At 61.9% G+C, this 16972-nt stretch carries 12 protein-coding genes; 9 read left to right on the top strand and 3 right to left on the bottom strand.

The features are described from left to right. The first annotated feature begins 110 nt into the window (after positions 1 to 110). Positions 111 to 1622 (top strand): IMP dehydrogenase, encoded by a 1512-nt coding sequence (gene guaB / locus ACZ5J0_RS13505; RefSeq protein ID WP_142938418.1) that lies wholly within the window; start codon positions 111 to 113, stop codon positions 1620 to 1622. A 104-nt stretch (positions 1623 to 1726) separates the two neighbouring features. Continuing rightward, positions 1727 to 3619, top strand: a complete 1893-nt coding sequence (locus tag ACZ5J0_RS13500; RefSeq protein ID WP_142938419.1) for an ABC transporter ATP-binding protein — start codon at positions 1727 to 1729, stop codon at positions 3617 to 3619. Positions 3620 to 3622: 3 nt separating this feature from the next. Here ACZ5J0_RS13500 and ACZ5J0_RS13495 read toward each other — a convergent pair whose 3' ends face one another. The 3 genes from ACZ5J0_RS13495 to ACZ5J0_RS13485 are packed head-to-tail and all read right to left on the bottom strand — an operon-like array spanning position 3623 to position 5857. Continuing rightward, positions 3623 to 4273 (bottom strand): hypothetical protein, encoded by a 651-nt coding sequence (locus tag ACZ5J0_RS13495; RefSeq protein ID WP_250820155.1) that lies wholly within the window; start codon positions 4271 to 4273, stop codon positions 3623 to 3625. Positions 4274 to 4278: 5 nt separating this feature from the next. After that, a complete protein-coding gene (locus ACZ5J0_RS13490; RefSeq protein WP_142938421.1) occupies positions 4279 to 4908 on the bottom strand; it encodes a hypothetical protein in 630 nt (209 codons plus the stop codon). 49 nt (positions 4909 to 4957) lie between these two features. Continuing rightward, a complete protein-coding gene (locus tag ACZ5J0_RS13485; RefSeq protein ID WP_166839986.1) occupies positions 4958 to 5857 on the bottom strand; it encodes a hypothetical protein in 900 nt (299 codons plus the stop codon). 181 nt (positions 5858 to 6038) lie between these two features. Between ACZ5J0_RS13485 and ACZ5J0_RS13480 the strand changes: the two genes are divergently transcribed. The 7 genes from ACZ5J0_RS13480 to ACZ5J0_RS13450 all read left to right on the top strand — a co-directional run bounded on the left by ACZ5J0_RS13480 (position 6039) and on the right by ACZ5J0_RS13450 (position 16968). Further along, complete coding sequence (locus ACZ5J0_RS13480) at positions 6039 to 7172, top strand: GuaB3 family IMP dehydrogenase-related protein (protein WP_024817526.1); 1134 nt, start codon at positions 6039 to 6041, stop codon at positions 7170 to 7172. An 82-nt stretch (positions 7173 to 7254) separates the two neighbouring features. After that, complete coding sequence (locus ACZ5J0_RS13475; RefSeq protein ID WP_166839988.1) at positions 7255 to 9009, top strand: glycerol-3-phosphate dehydrogenase/oxidase; 1755 nt, start codon at positions 7255 to 7257, stop codon at positions 9007 to 9009. Between the two features lie 47 nt (positions 9010 to 9056). After that, the gene (locus tag ACZ5J0_RS13470) at positions 9057 to 9545 is read left to right on the top strand and encodes a PTS sugar transporter subunit IIA (RefSeq protein WP_142938424.1); all 489 of its coding nucleotides are present in this window, start codon (positions 9057 to 9059) and stop codon (positions 9543 to 9545) included. Positions 9546 to 9587: 42 nt separating this feature from the next. Further along, positions 9588 to 10457 (top strand): SURF1 family protein, encoded by an 870-nt coding sequence (locus ACZ5J0_RS13465; protein ID WP_142938425.1) that lies wholly within the window; start codon positions 9588 to 9590, stop codon positions 10455 to 10457. Then, complete coding sequence (locus ACZ5J0_RS13460; RefSeq protein WP_166839992.1) at positions 10454 to 10954, top strand: DUF3817 domain-containing protein; 501 nt, start codon at positions 10454 to 10456, stop codon at positions 10952 to 10954. The genes ACZ5J0_RS13465 and ACZ5J0_RS13460 overlap by 4 nt, the downstream gene beginning before the upstream one ends. Positions 10955 to 11060: 106 nt before the next feature. Then, entirely contained in the window at positions 11061 to 12650 is a 1590-nt protein-coding gene (gene guaA / locus ACZ5J0_RS13455; protein ID WP_017200327.1) for a glutamine-hydrolyzing GMP synthase, read from the top strand. Positions 12651 to 12813: 163 nt separating this feature from the next. After that, positions 12814 to 16968, top strand: a complete 4155-nt coding sequence (locus ACZ5J0_RS13450) for an AAA family ATPase (protein ID WP_464093290.1) — start codon at positions 12814 to 12816, stop codon at positions 16966 to 16968. Positions 16969 to 16972: the final 4 nt, after the last annotated feature.

Genomic DNA, 16972 nt, shown 5'->3' with positions numbered 1-16972 from the left:
CTTCTGCACAGGTACCTCATGCACAGGCCAGTCCCGTAATGACGGGCTGGTCATCAGTTGCAACCCCTACCAGTTAAGCCCCCGGAAACCCAGGTAAGAGGCGCACACTCATGACCCAGCCCGAACACGATCCCTTTGGCTTTGTTGGCCTGACCTACGACGACGTCCTGTTGCTGCCCGGCCACACGGACGTCATCCCGTCCGACGCAGACACCTCGTCACGCATTTCCAGGCGCATCTCCGTCCAGACGCCCTTGCTTTCAGCAGCAATGGACACGGTGACCGAGTCGCGCATGGCCATTGCCATGGCCCGCCAAGGTGGTTTGGGCGTGGTTCACCGCAACCTTTCCATCGATGACCAGGCCGAGCACGTTGACCGCGTCAAGCGCAGTGAATCCGGCATGATCACCAACCCGCTGACCATTGGCCCGCAGGCAACGCTGCAGGAACTGGACGAGCTGTGTTCCCGCTACCGCGTGTCCGGCCTTCCCGTGGTGGACACGGACGGACGCCTCCTGGGCATTGTCACCAACCGCGATACCCGCTTCATCCCGGAATCGGAATTTCCGCTGCGTAGCGTCAGCGACGCCATGACCAAGATGCCCCTCATCACCGGTCATGTGGGCATCAGCCGTGAAGAAGCCTCGCACAAGCTGGCCACCAACAAGATCGAGAAGCTCCCGCTGGTTGACGAGCAAGGCCGCCTGATGGGCCTGATCACCACCAAGGACTTCACCAAGGCCGAACAGTACCCGTTGGCCACCAAGGATGACGAAGGCCGCCTCCGCGTGGGTGCCGCAATCGGCTTCTTCGGTGACGGCTGGGAACGCGCCATGAAGCTCATCGACGCCGGCGTGGACGCACTGTTCGTTGATACAGCCAACGGACACTCCCAGGGCGTGCTGGACATGATCCGCCGCCTGAAGTCCGATCCCATTGCTGCGCACGTGGACATCATCGGCGGCCAGGCTGCCACCCGGGAAGGTGCCCAGGCACTCATCGACGCCGGCGCTGACGGCATCAAGGTGGGCGTGGGTCCCGGATCCATCTGCACCACCCGCGTTGTTGCCGGTGTTGGCGTGCCGCAGATCACCGCTATCTACGAATCTGCCAAGGCCGCGATCCCGGCAGGAGTTCCGCTGATCGCCGACGGCGGCCTCCAGTACTCGGGCGACATTGGCAAAGCGCTGGTTGCCGGCGCAGACACCGTCATGCTGGGCTCGCTTCTGGCCGGTTGCGAGGAATCCCCGGGTGACCTGATTTTTGTCAACGGCAAGCAGTTTAAGAGCTACCGCGGCATGGGTTCGCTGGGAGCCATGCAGTCCCGCGGCAAGAACACCTCCTATTCCAAGGACCGCTACTTCCAAGCGGACGTTTCCGGCGACGACAAGCTCATCCCGGAAGGCATCGAGGGCCGTGTGGCCTACCGTGGTCCGCTGGCTTCGGTTGCTTACCAGCTGGTTGGTGGCCTCCGCCAAACCATGTTCTACACCGGCGCCCCCACCATCCCGGAACTGAAAGCACGCGGCAAGTTCGTCCGTATCACCCCGGCAGGACTCAAAGAGTCCCACCCGCATGACATCCAGATGACTGTTGAGGCACCCAACTACGGTTCCCGCTGATCCATCACCTGCATCAACAGTTGTTCCCCGTGGAAGTTTCCACGGGGAACAACTGTTTAACATGACGCGGCAGAATTGTCGGTCCCGAAGAATAGGCTGGGCACATGTCAGAAAAGCCCGCGCAACCGCGGCACCCGGAGTCGATCAGGCTAAATGCCTTCCCACCGGGCAAGACGCCGCCCCGCAAGTTGGCCCTGCGTCCTTATGCACGCGCCGTCGGGCAGGTCCTCAAGGTGAGTTTCAAAGCCTCACCTGGTGCGGTCATCATGAAGGTGGCAGGGTCCTTGATCTCGGCAACCCTTCCGCTGGTCACCACGTATTTCGCGGCCCTCACCACCACCGCGCTGGCAGCAGGTTATGCGGGAGACCCCGACGCCGGTCCACGGGCCATCCTGTACGTCATCATCACGGCGGCGCTGGGCTTGTTCTGGGGAGCCTTCAACAGCGTGGACCGGTACATCCAGCAGCTGATGAGCTTCAAAGTCGGTGCGATCGTGGGGGACATGATGTACCAGCGTTTTCTGGCGTTGGAGTTCTGGCGCTATGACGACAAAGAAACAGTGGATCTTTACGACCGCGCCAAAAGGTTCTCCGATTCTTACGCCCGTGTGCTGGACCGTATCGCAGCCATTTTCACCCAGTTCGTCTCAGTGGTCCTGGCCATTGGTGCTTTGTTGCTTGTCAGCTGGTGGATCGCGGTCATTGTGCTGGTTGCCATCGTGCCCAGCGTCTACCTGCAGTTCAAACTGTCCCGCGAGCAGATCGCGCACTGGAATACGCAGGTGGATTCGCGGCGGCAACGCCGCATGATCGAACAGAACCTCCTCCGGCCCCAGCACATCGCAGAGATGCGGCTTTACGGGATCGTTGGGTATCTCATGGACCTGAGGTCGAGGCTTCGCGACGCTGACGAACGCAGGCGCCTTGATTTCCAAAAGCGCTACATCCCCAAGCAGCTGGCCGCTGATGCCCTTCAATACGGAGCCGAGGTTGTGTCCTTGGTCTGGGTGGTGGGGCAGATCATCGCGAGGGCGCAACCGGTGGGGCAGTTCCTTTACGTGCAGCAGATTGTGAGCCGTGCCCTGTCCACGGCCAATAGCCTCGTCTCGTCGCTGAGTTCCATTGATGAGGACCTGGCCAACCTCAAAGACTACGAGCTTTTCATGGCACTTCCCGTTCCCAGCGGAGAAGAGGAACCGCTCCCGAAGTCGCCAACCACGGTGGAACTGCGGGACATCCGGTTCAGTTACACCGGGAGCGACATTGAGGTCATCAAGGGCATATCCATGACCATCAAGGCCGGCCAGCACATCGCCATTGTGGGGGAGAACGGTGCCGGCAAGTCCACGCTGATCCGCATCCTGGCTGGTTTATACCGGCCCGATTCCGGCCAGGTCCTTCTGGACGGCGTGGACCTCACCACGATTGACGTCACCAGCTGGCACCGGCACCTCGCGGTTTTGAGCCAGGAGTTCCTGAAATACGAATTCGCTACCGCTGCGGAGAACATCTACCTGGGAGATGTTGACCAGCCCCGTGACGATACCCGCATCCGGCGGGCGGCCTCGGACGCCGAAGCCATGGAGTTCATCAACAAGTTGCCCAACGGTCTGGAGAACCACGTCAGTAACTGGATGGAGGACCCCAGGGGACGGAAGGGAAGCGGGCTTTCAGGTGGCCAATGGCAGAGGCTGGCGATGGCCCGTAATTTCTACCGGGATGCCTCGTTCATGGTCATGGACGAGCCCACATCTGCCATTGATGCCCTGGCGGAGCACCGCATCTTCACCAGGCTCTTCGCGGACCGGAGCAGCACCATCATTGCCATCAGCCACCGCTTGGCCACCATCGAGAAGGCGGACATCGTGTACATGCTGGAGGACGGGCGCGTTGCTGAGCAAGGGACACACAAGGAACTCGTAGCGTTGCGGGGCCGCTATTTCCGGATGTTCGAATCCCAGCTCTCCGTGGATGAGAGCACTCAGAACACACCCTGAGGCTTAGAGCGGGCCGTATCCTGCGTTGCCGTAGGGATCACGCCACGTGGCGAGGTCCTGCTCCAGAAGCGCCCGGAAGTGGGGATCAGTTGCAGCCTTGCGGCGAAGCGACTCCCTCGAACGGCCCGCGATGGTGGCCGGGACGATGATCCCAACCACCAGGAGCGACACCATGAAGGCAAGAACCGTAACCAGCGTTAGCAGCGCGGCAGGATCCTGCCAGGTGGACGGTTTGGCCGTGAAAGCAAACAGTCCCGTGAAGACGAGCAGGACGAACGCCACAAAAGAGAATGCACCGCGCAGGTTTCCAGGACCACGATTGACCAGCGCCCGGTCTGTCCGTGGCAACCGGTTCCTAACCCGCGCGAAGTAGATTCCGCACAGGACGGCGAGGGCTGCGCCGGGAATGCCGAGGGCAGCCAGCGTTACCGGGGTGCCGAGCCGAACAGCTAGGACTACACCCAGGAGGACAAGGAACCCGCCCACTCCGATTCCCGCAGCCCACGCGCCCATGTAAGCTCCTCGGGCGCTGGCGAGCTCACGCAGGCGGGAACGCGCATTCGTCGGGGTGATGGCCGAGAGCTCCGGGGAAAGCCAATAGTCAAGGGAACGGTCTGAGTGGTAAAGCGGTGCAGGACCTGACTGGTAGCTCACCGGGGCTATCGCTCCAAGCCTGCGCGGACCCGTGCGTCGAGTTGATCACGCGTTAGGGCCGTAGAGTCGAGATTTTCGCCTTCGCCCGCAGCGATTGACAGGGAACCGTCGGCCTCAGCTTTGACGTGCACCGCTCGGGAGGTTCCGTCGTTGAAGTGCCGTCGGGTAGTTGCGGCCGCGGGAAAGCCGTCCGGCGCCTGATTCAGGTAATAGTCAGCCATCTGCACTGCGGTGGTGACCATACCTTCGGAGCCCGTAATGGGGTGCAGCTCGTGAACGCCGTACTTGCTCAGATTGAGCAACAGGGCACCCTGCTCGGCGCCGAACATGAAGGAAACGTGTTCCGAGGCCGGGGTGACCAGGGCTGTTTCCAGCCATGCCGTGGCATCCGCCAGGACAGCCGTAACGGTGGCGGCCGGCCCAACCGGCAGGAGTGCGTCGTTTTCGATCTTCATCAACCCACGTTCCAACAGCGTGGCAACACCGGCCTGTTCCAGCGGCGACCCGGCGGCGTGATCGAGGCGGAAGAGGGTCTGGCATTTCAGTGCGCCGTCGGTGCCGGCCAGCGCAATGAGGGCGATGAGCTCGTGTTCGGTGATGAGCAATGCCTGGGTTTCTTCTGTCTGCGTGGTCATTTCTGCCTTCTGTTATGGGTTGCTCTGTCCAGTGTAGGAAGTGGCGCGATCATGTAAGCCATCCCCAGACCTTCTTTGCGCCGTCGGCTATTGCTCCGGCGGCGTCCTGTGCTCCTTCCCAGACATGTTCTGCGCCATCAGCGATCATGGAGGACGCGGAGTCGTAGCCCATGTTCGTCGCCAGGAGGCCTAAGCCACCCCAGGCGATGCCAGCGATGGCGCAGGCAGGGCCAACCACCGGAAAAAAGCTACCCACGGCCAACGCGGCGGAGATTCCGCCGTCCACCGCCATTCCGGGATGACCCGTCTGGATACCCTGGTAGACCTGAATTCCGCCCGTGACAAAGCCCAAGGCCCCCGACAACCGCCCGAGCATTGAACTGCCGTTGAGCAGTTGGGTGCCCCTGACATACCCGGCGCCTGCCGCCTGGCCGTACTGGGCACTGAGCCAGGGCCACCGGGTCAGTTCCGTGACCAACCCGCCCTTGGCCATCTGGGTAAGAATTGAGTCCGTCGCCAAACCGCTGGCGGTGACGAGGGCGTTGCCGGCCCACCAACCCTGGCTGCCGGTGACGCCCAACAGCCCCTCCCACCCAGTGGTCGCGGTGTCGTCGTTGACAGTGCCGCCGGGAGCCTGCGGGCTGTTGGCCTCCGTAGACCCTCCGCTGGAGGACCCGCCCTGGGTGCTGGCCTTTTGCTGTTCATCAGCCTGGGCGCGCAGCATTCTGGAGGCGTCATCCAAGGAACGGGAGGCCCTGTGCAACATAGGCCGCAGGGTGCTGCTCCATTCGCGGCGAAAGCGCTCGCCGTCGGCTCCCTTCCACGCAACGCCCGAGATCAGGCCATTGACCTGGAGTTCCTGGTTCTGGAGCCGGCTTCCCGCTTGTCCCATTTGTTGGGATAGCGAGTTGAGCTGTTCAATGTCGGCTCCGTATAACCCAGGCGCCATGGTTCCCCCTTGCAAGATGTGCGTATGGTTTCGCAGGCTATCGGATGCGTCCGGGCCTCTGCCATGGGCAGCCCTGCCCATGTGGAAAGCTGCCCGGCACGCGCGGGGATGCTCCCGTTGCCGGGGACACACTTGATTCCTCGAATCGGGGTTCCGGGAGGGGTCCAGTAAAGTAAGAGCCGTGACTTATGAGATTGAGATTGGCCGTGGCAAGCGTGGGCGTCGTGCCTACTCCCTGGATGACATCGCGATCGTTCCCAACCGACGGACGCGTGATCCGAAGGACGTCTCGGTTTCGTGGCAGATCGACGCCTACAAGTTCGACATGCCCGTCATCGCCGCGCCCATGGACTCGGTGATGTCACCTGAGTCCGCCATCGCCTTGGGGCGCTTGGGCGGGCTGGGTGTCCTGGACCTTGAAGGACTGTGGACCCGCTACGAAGACCCGCAGAAGGTGCTCGACGAGATCGCCGCCCTGGCGGACGAGACCAGTAGCCCAGCCGTCACCCGGCGCATGCAGGACTTGTACCAGGCTCCCGTGCAGCCGGAACTCATCAGCTCCCGCCTGGCTGAGATCCGCGCCGCGGGCGTGACTGTAGCCGGTTCCCTCACGCCGCAGCGCACCCAGGAGCACTACAAGACTGTGGTGGCTGCCGGCGTCGACATCTTTGTTATTCGTGGCACCACCGTCTCAGCCGAGCATGTCTCCAAGAACCACGAACCGCTCAACCTCAAGCAGTTCATCTACGAACTTGATGTTCCCGTCATCGTTGGCGGTGCAGCCGGATATACCCCTGCCCTTCACTTGATGCGAACAGGTGCTGCCGGCGTCCTGGTCGGATTTGGAGGCGGCGCCACAAGCACCACCCGCCGTGCGTTGGGTATACATTCACCCATGGCTTCCGCTATCTCCGACGTCGCTGCCGCCCGCCGCGACTACATGGACGAGTCCGGCGGACGGTACGTCCACGTCATTGCCGACGGCGGCATGGGCAGCTCCGGCGACATCGTCAAAGCAATCGCCATGGGTGCGGATGCCGTAATGCTCGGAAGCGCCCTTGCCCGCGCCGAAGAGGCCCCTGGCCGTGGCTGGCACTGGGGTCCGGAAGCCCACCACCTCGAGTCTCCGCGTGGTGACCGCGTCAACGTGGGCACCGTGGGCCCGCTTGAGGAGGTCCTGTTCGGACCAGGCCACCATACCGATGGAACGTCCAACCTGATTGGCGCCCTGCGCCGCTCGATGGCGACCACCGGCTACTCGGACCTGAAAGAGTTCCAGCGGGTGGACGTCGTCGTCTCGCCGTATCTCGGCTAAGCCTCCGGGAGCCCCTGCCCAAGGCGGCGAGCAGCAAGTAGGGTAGGGGACTACCAAGCTGTTGCGTTTGAGGAGGGGTCCGATGAGCAATGTCGCAGGCGGTCCACAGGTGAATTCACCGGGAGCACTAAGCCCGGAATCCCGCGCCGCATCAATCGAAGTTTTGAAGTCCACCGCCCAGGCGGGCAAAGAGCTCGACATCCTGATTGTCGGGGGCGGTGTGGTGGGCGCCGGTGCGGCTTTGGATGCCGTGACGCGTGGCCTCACCGTAGGCATCGTGGAGGCAAGGGACTGGTCGTCCGGTACGTCGTCCCGATCCTCAAAGCTCATTCACGGCGGACTGCGGTATTTGGAGATGCTGGATTTTGGCCTCGTCCAGGAAGCGCTCCAAGAGCGGGGGCTGCTGATACAGCGCATCGCACCGCACCTGGTGCGCCCAGTACCTTTTCTGTACCCACTGACCCGCCGTATCTGGGAGCGCCCGTATGTGGGTGCTGGGATTATGCTCTATGACACTCTGGGTTTGACGTCCGGCAACAGCCGGGGCGTCCCCATGCATAAGCACCTGTTCCGGCGTGGAACCCTCCGCGCGGCTCCCAGCCTCAAGGAAGATGCCTTCGTAGGTTCCATCCGCTATTACGACGCGCAGGTAGACGATGCGCGTCTGGTGGTCAACGTCGTAAGGACCGCGGCACACTATGGAGCCCACGCAGCGAATCGCGTACGTGTGGTGGACTTCCTCCGTGAAGGGGAACGCGTTGTTGGGGCCAAGGTGGAAAACCAGGAGGACGGTAGCGTCTTCGAGATACGGGCCAAGCAAGTGGTCAACGCCACTGGCGTCTGGACTGACGAAACGCAGGCTATGGTGACCGACCGTGGCCAGCTCAAGGTCCGCGCGTCCAAGGGAATCCACCTTGTGGTGCCGCGCGACCGGTTCCAGTCCACCGTCGGGCTGATTCTTCGCACGGAGAAATCAGTGCTCTTTGTGATCCCTTGGGGTCGGCACTGGATTATCGGCACTACTGATACGGATTGGACGCTGGACAAAGCCCACCCGGCAGCTTCCAGCAAGGACATCGATTATGTGCTGGAACATGTCAACAAGGTCCTCAAGCGCCCGCTGACCCGTGAGGACGTGGAAGGCGTTTACGCAGGCCTCCGCCCGTTGCTGGCCGGGGACAATGACTCCACCGCCAAGTTGTCCCGCGAGCACGTAGTGGCGCATCCAGTGCCCGGACTCGTGGTGGTAGCCGGGGGGAAATACACAACCTACCGGGTCATGGCCAAAGATGCCGTGGACGAGGCAACAAGGGCCATGGATGAACGTGTTCCATCCAGCTGCACCGAAACCATTCCGCTGCTCGGCGCCGAGGGATTCAAAGCCGCATGGAACCGGCGCGGCAGGTTGGCGGAACAGGCGGGAGTGCATGTGGCGCGGGTGGAGCACCTGCTCAACCGTTTTGGCTCCATGACCCCCGAAGTTCTGGAAATCATCGCCGCCCGACCCGAATTGGGGGAGCCTCTTCCCGGTGCGGATGACTACTTGGCTGCCGAAGTCGTCTATGCAGCAACCCATGAGGGCGCACGGCACGTTGACGACGTCTTGACCCGCCGCACCCGCATCTCCATCGAAGCATGGGACCGGGGTGTGTCTGCCGCGCCCGTAGTAGCTAAGCTGATGGGAGAAATCCTTGGCTGGAGCGAGACTCAGCGCGAAAGCGAAATCAAGCACTACCTGGCGCGAGTGGAAGCTGAACGGCTTAGTCAGCAGCAACCCGACGACGAATCGGCCGATGCTGCGCGCATGGGAGTGGATGACATCGTTCCCCTCCGCTGACCAGCTCAAGGAATTGAGGCCTGCAGGCCACACGGAGGGAACACAACTTGGCTGAACCACTTGACCGGTACGATGCGGAACTGACAACCCCGGATACGGTCATTCTTGAACTTGTTGCCCAAGACAAGATCGATGCCGCGGCGCAACTGGCTCACAGGCTCTATGCAGCCGGCAGGATTACCAACCTTGAGGGCTTCCTGGAGCAAGTGCATTCACGGGAGCACCAGCTTGCCACCGGCCTTCCGGGCGGCATCGGTCTGCCGCATGCCCGCAGCGAATTCGTGGACAGGATCTCCATAGCCGTAGGGGTAACCAAATTTGGCCATGCCTTGGACTTCGGAGCCACCGACGGTCCGGCAACCCTGATCCTCCTGATCGCCACGCCTGCCAGTTCCTTCTCCGACCACCTCGAGGTTCTGGCCACGCTGGCCCGCTCCCTGTCCAAGGAGTCCTTCCGCGAGTCCCTCCGGCGGGCGCATGACCCCGAAGTCATCTCCGAGCTCATCAACTCCAGCCTGGTGTTCTTCGACCACTAGGGCGTTTCGTTGTTCTACAGCCGGACGAAGTACGGTTAAGGGGTGTTGAAAACCGCGTTGAAACCCCGCTGGATCGCAGGACTGATCTTTGCGCTTCTGTTGTCCGGGGTGTTTGTGCTGCTCAGCCAATGGCAGCTCAGCCGGTCCGCCCAGCATGAGCCCCCGGCACCGTCCAGCATCGAAGAAGTGAAACCCCTGGTGGACGTCCTCCAACCGGGCCAGTTCTTTCCCGGCTCGGTTTCGGACCAGATGGTCACGGCCACGGGTGCCTACGATCCCAGCAAGCAGGTCCTGGTTGAAGGCCGCCTCTACAACAACCAAAAGGGCTTCTGGATCGTCTCCGCCTTTGCCGTCAATGACGCCCCCACGCTCAAGGGCGCTGGTGCCTCACCCAAGACGTGGATTCCGGTAGCCCGCGGGTGGGTGGCGGATGCCGCCCAAGCCGGCCCGCCGCCGTCGGGAACCATCACCGTGACGGGCCGCCTCATCCCGTCCGAAGCGCCGCTTCCAAACGTCGACGCCGGCCCGGACCGCGCGTCCGCAGTCTCAACGGCGGAACTCATCAATAAATGGGAAGTTTCCAGCTACCAGGGCTTTATCGCAGCTACCACGGAGGTGGCTGGAGGCGCGCAAATTCCCCTCGGAGATGACGTTAAGGCACTGAACATTCCTCCCCAGCCTCCTGCAGAGCAGGTCAACTGGCTGAACCTCTTCTATGCGGTGGAATGGGTTGTCTTTGCCGGGTTCTCGATCTTCATCTGGTGGCGCCTGGTGAAGGACGACTACCGGCGGGACTTGGAAGAGGACGAATTCGACGACGAATTCGCCGATGACGACTTGGACCAGGCAGGCCACCCCGAGGCAACTACAGAACCTACAAACCCAGAGCCAGAACAAAAGGTGCAGCAATGATTGAGCCAAAACCGGCTATCCAGCCCGAACAGTCCGGACCCAAGCCCAGGAAGCGGCGCTTCGGCGGTACGGAAGCGCAAATTCGTTCGGCGTTGAAGTTCTACAAGGTCATGGCGTACCTCACGGGTGCCATGCTTCTCTTGCTGTGCGCTGAATTGATTGCCCGTTACGGCTTTGGCGTCTCGCTCTTCGCGGGCGGCACGAACGCAGTGACGGGCCAGCCGTTTGGCTTCGGTTTCGCTGAATCCGAACCCAAGGGCGTCATTGGCGGATTCAACATCTCCACCTCGATTCTGATTGTGCACGGTTGGATGTACGTGGTTTACCTGGTCTCCAACTTCCGCTTGTGGTCGCTCATGCGCTGGCCGTTCTCCAAAATGATCCTTTTGGCACTTGGTGGAGTCATCCCCTTGCTGTCCTTCATCGTGGAGAAGAAATTCCACGCGCAGGTTGAAGCGGAACTCGCAGCCAATCCGCAGGCGTCCAAGCGCTACTAGCACCTCACGGCGTCCCGGTGTGAGATGCCTAACGGCGGGGCCGTTTTGGTCCTCTGACGCCTCTGCCAACGTGCACCGGGACGGCTCGGCAAAGTAGTCTTGTCTGGTGACTACTCCCACCGCACCCCAAACTTCCCAGAAGCCGGTGCTGGTTGTTGACTACGGTGCCCAGTACGCGCAGCTGATTGCCCGCCGCGTCCGCGAAGCGAATGTGTATTCGGAAATTGTTCCGCATACCTTCACCACCGAGCAGCTTCTGGCCAAGAACCCGGCAGCCATCATTCTCTCCGGAGGGCCCTCCAGTGTTTACGCGGAGGGCGCGCCCTTCGTGGGTGCCGACCTCTTCGAGGCCGGCGTTCCGGTATTCGGCATCTGCTACGGATTCCAGGCCATGGCAAATGCCTTGGGCGGCAAGGTGGCCCAGACTGGTTTGCGGGAATACGGAGCTACCGAAGCCCTTCTTGTGGGTGATGCACGCTCCATCCTCGACGGCGTCCCGTCCTCCCAGAACACATGGATGAGCCACGGAGACTCCGTTCATGAGGCTCCGGAGGGCTTCGAGGTGCTGGCAACTACGGCCGGAGCTCCGGTGGCTGCCTTCGCCAATGATGAGAAGCGCCTCTACGGTGTGCAGTGGCACCCGGAAGTGAAGCACTCCGTTCTTGGACAGCACGTCCTGGAAAACTTCCTGTTCAAGGGCGCGGGCTTGAGCCCCAACTGGACAACGGGCAACATCCTCGAAGAGCAGGTGGACCGGATCCGCCAGCAGATCGGGGACTCCAAGGTTATCTGTGGCCTTTCCGGCGGCGTCGATTCCGCCGTAGCCGCTGCTCTGGTCCAGCGCGCTGTTGGTGACCAGCTGACGTGTGTCTTCGTTGACCATGGCCTTCTGCGTGAAGGCGAAGCCGAGCAGGTTGAACGCGACTTCGTGGCCGCCACCGGCGTCAACCTTTACGTTGCCAACGAGCAGGAACGCTTCCAGTCGGCATTGGCAGGCGTCAGCGATCCTGAGACCAAGCGCAAGATCATTGGCCGCGAGTTCATTCGTGCCTTCGAAGAAGCGGAACGGGCCATCATTGCCCAGGCCGCTGCCGAGGGTGAAAAGATCAAGTTCCTCGTCCAAGGAACGCTTTACCCGGACGTCGTGGAATCAGGCGGCGGCGAGGGTGCTGCAAACATCAAGAGCCACCACAACGTGGGCGGACTCCCCGAAGATCTTCAGTTCGAGCTCGTTGAGCCGCTGCGTGCCCTGTTCAAGGACGAAGTCCGCGCTGTGGGTGCACAGCTTGGCCTGCCGCAGGAGATCGTCGGCCGCCAGCCGTTCCCGGGCCCCGGCTTGGGAATCCGCATTGTGGGTGAAGTGACCAAGGAGCGCCTGGATCTGCTGCGTAAGGCTGATGCCATTGCACGTGCGGAACTCACGGCCGCAGGCTTGGATAACGACGTCTGGCAGATGCCGGTAGTTCTCCTGGCTGATGTTCGCAGCGTTGGTGTCCAGGGCGATGGCCGCACCTACGGTCACCCGATTGTGTTGCGTCCGGTGTCTTCCGAGGACGCCATGACGGCAGACTGGTCACGGTTGCCGTATGACCTGCTTGCCCGGATCTCCAACAGAATTACCAACGAGGTGGATGGAGTCAACCGCGTGGTGCTGGACGTCACCAGCAAGCCACCGGGAACCATCGAGTGGGAATAGCACATTGAGTGGCCGGCTTCCTCTGGGAGGCCGGCCACTTTGTTTGAAGCCGGGATGCTTCTTTGCCCCACTCTTTGCCCTCGGCTGTGAAATGACGGCGAATTTCGCAGTGGAACAGCGTTGCGGAGCGAGCTGTCCGCGGATTCCCGCTACCCTCGAAAGTATGCCGGTATGGTCCAAGGCGTCTAAAGCTAGTACAGAAAAGAAGGCAGAAGTCGTGTCAGTAGGTCAAGGCCAGGAAGAGGGCTCCGAAGAGCTCCGCAAATGGCTGTCTGGTCTCAAACCCGTCACCGGGGCCGACACCATGCTGCGCTTCGTCAAGACGCCTGAAGGCGCCATCGATCTCAGCAACGCCCACCCGTCCGGGCTGGCGCAGTTGCTTGCAGGCCGACGAACACGGCTTTCCACGCTCATCAGGGATCGTCAACAGTACCTGGTAGCAGCCAGGGCGGCCCGCAACATCCGGTCCAAGATCTTCGAGCTCAGCAACGACCGCGGCATCGAGGCCGGGTACTTGTCCGCCGGGACCGTCGTGTGGACCTCTGCCGTTGGCGGTAAGCCCCAACGCGTTTCTGCCCCCGTGATGCTTACTTCCATTGTCCTCACGGTCAGGCCGGGCGAGGACGACTTTGAGCTTCAGCTCACCGAGCAGGCGCGAATGAACCCTGCCCTTGTGCGCCATCTGAAGACAGTTCATGGCATCGTCTTTGATGTTAACGCTGTAGCGCGCATGGCCTACAACACTGCCCGGCTTGATCCCCAGCCTGTCCTGGATCGGTTATCCACGCTGATTCAGCCGATTCATGGCGCAGAGGTGGAGTTTAACCTGCTGGTCACTACGCTGGCTGATCTCTCCGGCAACCTGGATGATCCATGGATCAACATGAACAACCCCACGGTTGCAACACTCTCGACTGCCGCCAACGGCGGAGACATTGAACCAGAGCCGATCAAGGCAGGCCGGTTCCCAAGCCTGGACCTTCGGGATCCGGCCGATGAGCTTCTCCTGCTCGATGCTGATACGGATCAGCAGTATGTAGTTGATGCCGTTCGTGCCGGGGACTCACTTGTTGTCAGCACCCCGCCAGGAAGCGGCCAAACGCAAACAGCAATCAACGCAATAGGTGCGTTGGTCAGCGAAGGCAAGTCCGTTCTGGTGGTGGGGGACAGGCAGACCAGCCTTGCAGGACTTTCCGGCCACCTTGAATCCCTGGGCCTGGAGTCGATGCTCTTCCGGCCCGGTAATGGAACCACTCCTCAGCAACTCAAGGGCCAGCTGGTCAGAGCCATCATGCGCAATGAGAAAGCGCTTGAGCCACAGCTGGGCAACCTTCACCAGACACTTACCAGCCACCGTCATGCGCTGATGGACCACGTAGCCTCCCTGCATAACGTCCGTGAGCGGTGGGGTTGCTCGCCGTACCAGGCAATGCAGTCACTTGCCGAATTGACCTCAATTCACCCTGCACCCTCCACTACGGTGCGCTTGAAGCGAAGCGTCCTGGACAATATCAAGGACCGTGAAGAGCTCGCTGGCCGATTGCATCGGGCTGCCGAGCTTGGCAGCTTCAGCCGGTCCTCCACTTCGAGCCCCTGGTATGGCGCTCGTTTGGTGACCCGCAAGGAGACCGAGGAAGCACAGCAGCTTGCCCGCTCGGCCGAGGAGAAACTCCCGGTCCTGCGGGATCGCATGAAGCAGCTTTCCGATCACGCCGAGATCCGCCTGGGTGAAACTTTCACCGAATGGGGCGCTCAGCTTGAACTGCTCATTGCCGTACGCGAGAGCCTGGATAAGTTCACCCCGGATATCTTTGACCGGCCGGTGCACGATCTCATCTCCGCCACTGCCACCTCTGCATGGCGCCGTGAGCGCAACCTTGAGATGCCCTCCATGCAGCGCTCCCGCCTGCGTCGGGTGGCTAAGGAATACGTGCGGCCCGGTGTTCACATTGCGGACCTTCACAGCTCCTTGGTGCTGGTCCAGGAGCAGCGTGCTCTGTGGGCAGGGTATGCAACAACCCAGCGGCACCCGGCTGTTCCCTCCGGCCTTGCCGATCTCGGTGCACTCTACCGGGAACTCGATGGCGAGCTGGGCCGCCTGGGTGATGCGCTCAAGCACACCTCCGATGGCGGAGCCCTGCACGGGACGCGGTATGCCCCACTCATGGAACGGTTGGAGCGGCTCGTTGCAGACACAGCCACGTTGGAGACGCTTCCTGAGCGGACACTCCTTATCGAGGAAATGCGCGAGCACGGGCTCGGTGAACTGCTGGCGGATCTTGCTGCCCGGGAAGTCCCGGCGTCTTCTGTAGCCGCCGAACTGGATCTGGCTTGGTGGCAGTCCGCGCTGGAGGCGATGATCAGCGGTGATGATTACCTCGCCATGTCCGACGGCGATTCACTGCGCCGCCTCGAAGCTGAATACCGCCTTGCGGACCAAGCCCACATTGCCAGTGGCGCCGCTCGCCTCCGTTGGCAGCTGGCCCAGAAATGGCGTCAGAGTCTCCTTGAACATCCCAGGCAGGCGGAGCTACTCCGCGCCCTGTTGAAGGATGGCCGGGTGACGCTGCCCGCCCTGAGCGCCCAGGCCCCTGACCTGGTACCCCTGCTGGTGCCGGTATGGTCCGTCAGTCCTTACTTGCTCACCGGGGTGCTCCCGGCCGAGCAAAAATTCGATGCCGTGGTGATCATCGACGCCGAATCCACTTCATTGCAGGCTGTTCTCCCGGCCATCGCCCGGGCACGTCAGGTAGTTGCCTTCGGTGACGCGAAAATTGCCCATGCGCGCACGTTCAGCGTCGCCGTGGAGCCGCCTGTGGCCGGGGTAGCCAGCCACGAGAATGTGGACAGTGCCTTCAAGGCATTGGCCAGGGTCCTTCCCACCTGGCAGCTGAACTGGGTCTACCGTGCGGTGGACGAGGACCTGATCCTCCAGTTGAGCAAAAACTACTACGACGGTGGCCTGCGTCGTTTGCCCGACGGCAACTCGGTCACCGGCTTGGACCGTTCGATCCACGTAGAGTACATACCGGACGGCACCGGGCTGCCCGGGGCGGACCATGAGGGCGTTGAGTCCGTCACCGCGGAGGTCAACCGCGTTGTGGATCTTGTGTTCGAACACGCAAGGCTCCGGCCCCGTACATCACTCGCCGTGGTGACGGCGAGCCTGCGCCATGCTGCCAGGATTGGCGAAGCCATCAGGCTGCAATTGCCCAACCACCCCCTGCTGTCCAGCTTCTTCGGAGCCGGCCCCGAGTCTTTCCGTGTGGTGGACCTTGAGCGCGCACAGGGCCTTGTACGCGACCATGTGATCTTCTCACTGGGCTATGGCCGCACACCGCATGGCCGTGCGCTCCATTCCTTCGGTCCGTTGTCCGCCGAGGGCGGGCGTAACCGTTTCGCCCTGGCAATGACACGTGCCCGGCGCTCCATGCACGTCCTGACGTGCTTCCGGCCCGAGGATCTCGACCTTGATCGCCTGGCCCATGGTGCTGTGGACTTCTACGAACTCCTGGACCGGGAGCTCTCCGGCAACAGCAACCTCGGAACGCCCGCCTCCCGCGCTGTCGCCAGTGAGCAGGCTTTAGGTGAAGATCCGTTGGTGGCCGATCTGGGCGACCGTTTGCGCGCCCGCGGAGCCAGGGTATGGCATCTCTACGACGGCGTGCTGGATATAGCGGCGGCTGCGGACCCCGTCCACACCATTGGCCGGGAGGGTGCTGAAATCCCCACCCCCGTTGCCATCGAATCCGATGGTACTGAACGCTACCGGCGGATGAGCGTCCGTGAACGGAGCCGCCTGCGGCCGCAACTGTTGGAGCGCATGGGATGGCGCTATATGTCGCTCTGGACGATCGAGGTCTTCACCGATCCTTCGTCCTGCGCGGACAGGATAGGCTCCTACTTGGGCCTTGAGAATCACCTTGCACAGTCTGCCTCTACCCACAGTGGTTTCCTTCACGCCCCTGGGGAAGAATTGACCTCGGTAACTGACCAGCCTTTGTTGGCCGGAGATTCCGTTGAGCATGCTGAGGGTGAAGAACCTCAACACGACGTTCAAGAAGCTGAGAATTCGAAAGAAGCACCACTGATGGATCAGGAAACAGGCGGCGAGGACCGCGCTACTGAGGAAACCGGCGAGAACACCGTTGGTCCTACGGAAGCGGCCGGGGAACCGAAGTCCCCGGCAGCCAAGACCGGCCCGAGCGGGATTCTGCCCACCAAGGCCGCTGAGGATGATCCCCGGCGGTGGGGCGATGACTCCAACTACGACCATGAGCAGTGGCTCAAGGAACAGAAACCCCCGCACTGGGGCTGAGCGG

The organism is Arthrobacter sp. DualSoilB13, from assembly GCF_055389195.1.
This window is presented reverse-complemented; position numbering and strand designations above follow the sequence as displayed.

Bases quoted from the DNA above. Each gene is read 5' to 3' on its own strand.
- ACZ5J0_RS13500 (WP_142938419.1), top strand. From the start codon at position 1,727: ATGTCAGAAAAGCCCGCGCAACCGCGGCACCCGGAGTCGATCAGGCTA.
- ACZ5J0_RS13490 (WP_142938421.1), bottom strand. From the start codon at position 4,908: ATGACCACGCAGACAGAAGAAACCCAGGCATTGCTCATCACCGAACAC.
- ACZ5J0_RS13475 (WP_166839988.1), top strand. From the start codon at position 7,255: ATGAGCAATGTCGCAGGCGGTCCACAGGTGAATTCACCGGGAGCACTA.
- ACZ5J0_RS13460 (WP_166839992.1), top strand. From the start codon at position 10,454: ATGATTGAGCCAAAACCGGCTATCCAGCCCGAACAGTCCGGACCCAAG.
- guaB (WP_142938418.1), top strand. From the start codon at position 111: ATGACCCAGCCCGAACACGATCCCTTTGGCTTTGTTGGCCTGACCTAC.
- ACZ5J0_RS13485 (WP_166839986.1), bottom strand. From the start codon at position 5,857: ATGGCGCCTGGGTTATACGGAGCCGACATTGAACAGCTCAACTCGCTA.
- ACZ5J0_RS13450 (WP_464093290.1), top strand. From the start codon at position 12,814: ATGCCGGTATGGTCCAAGGCGTCTAAAGCTAGTACAGAAAAGAAGGCA.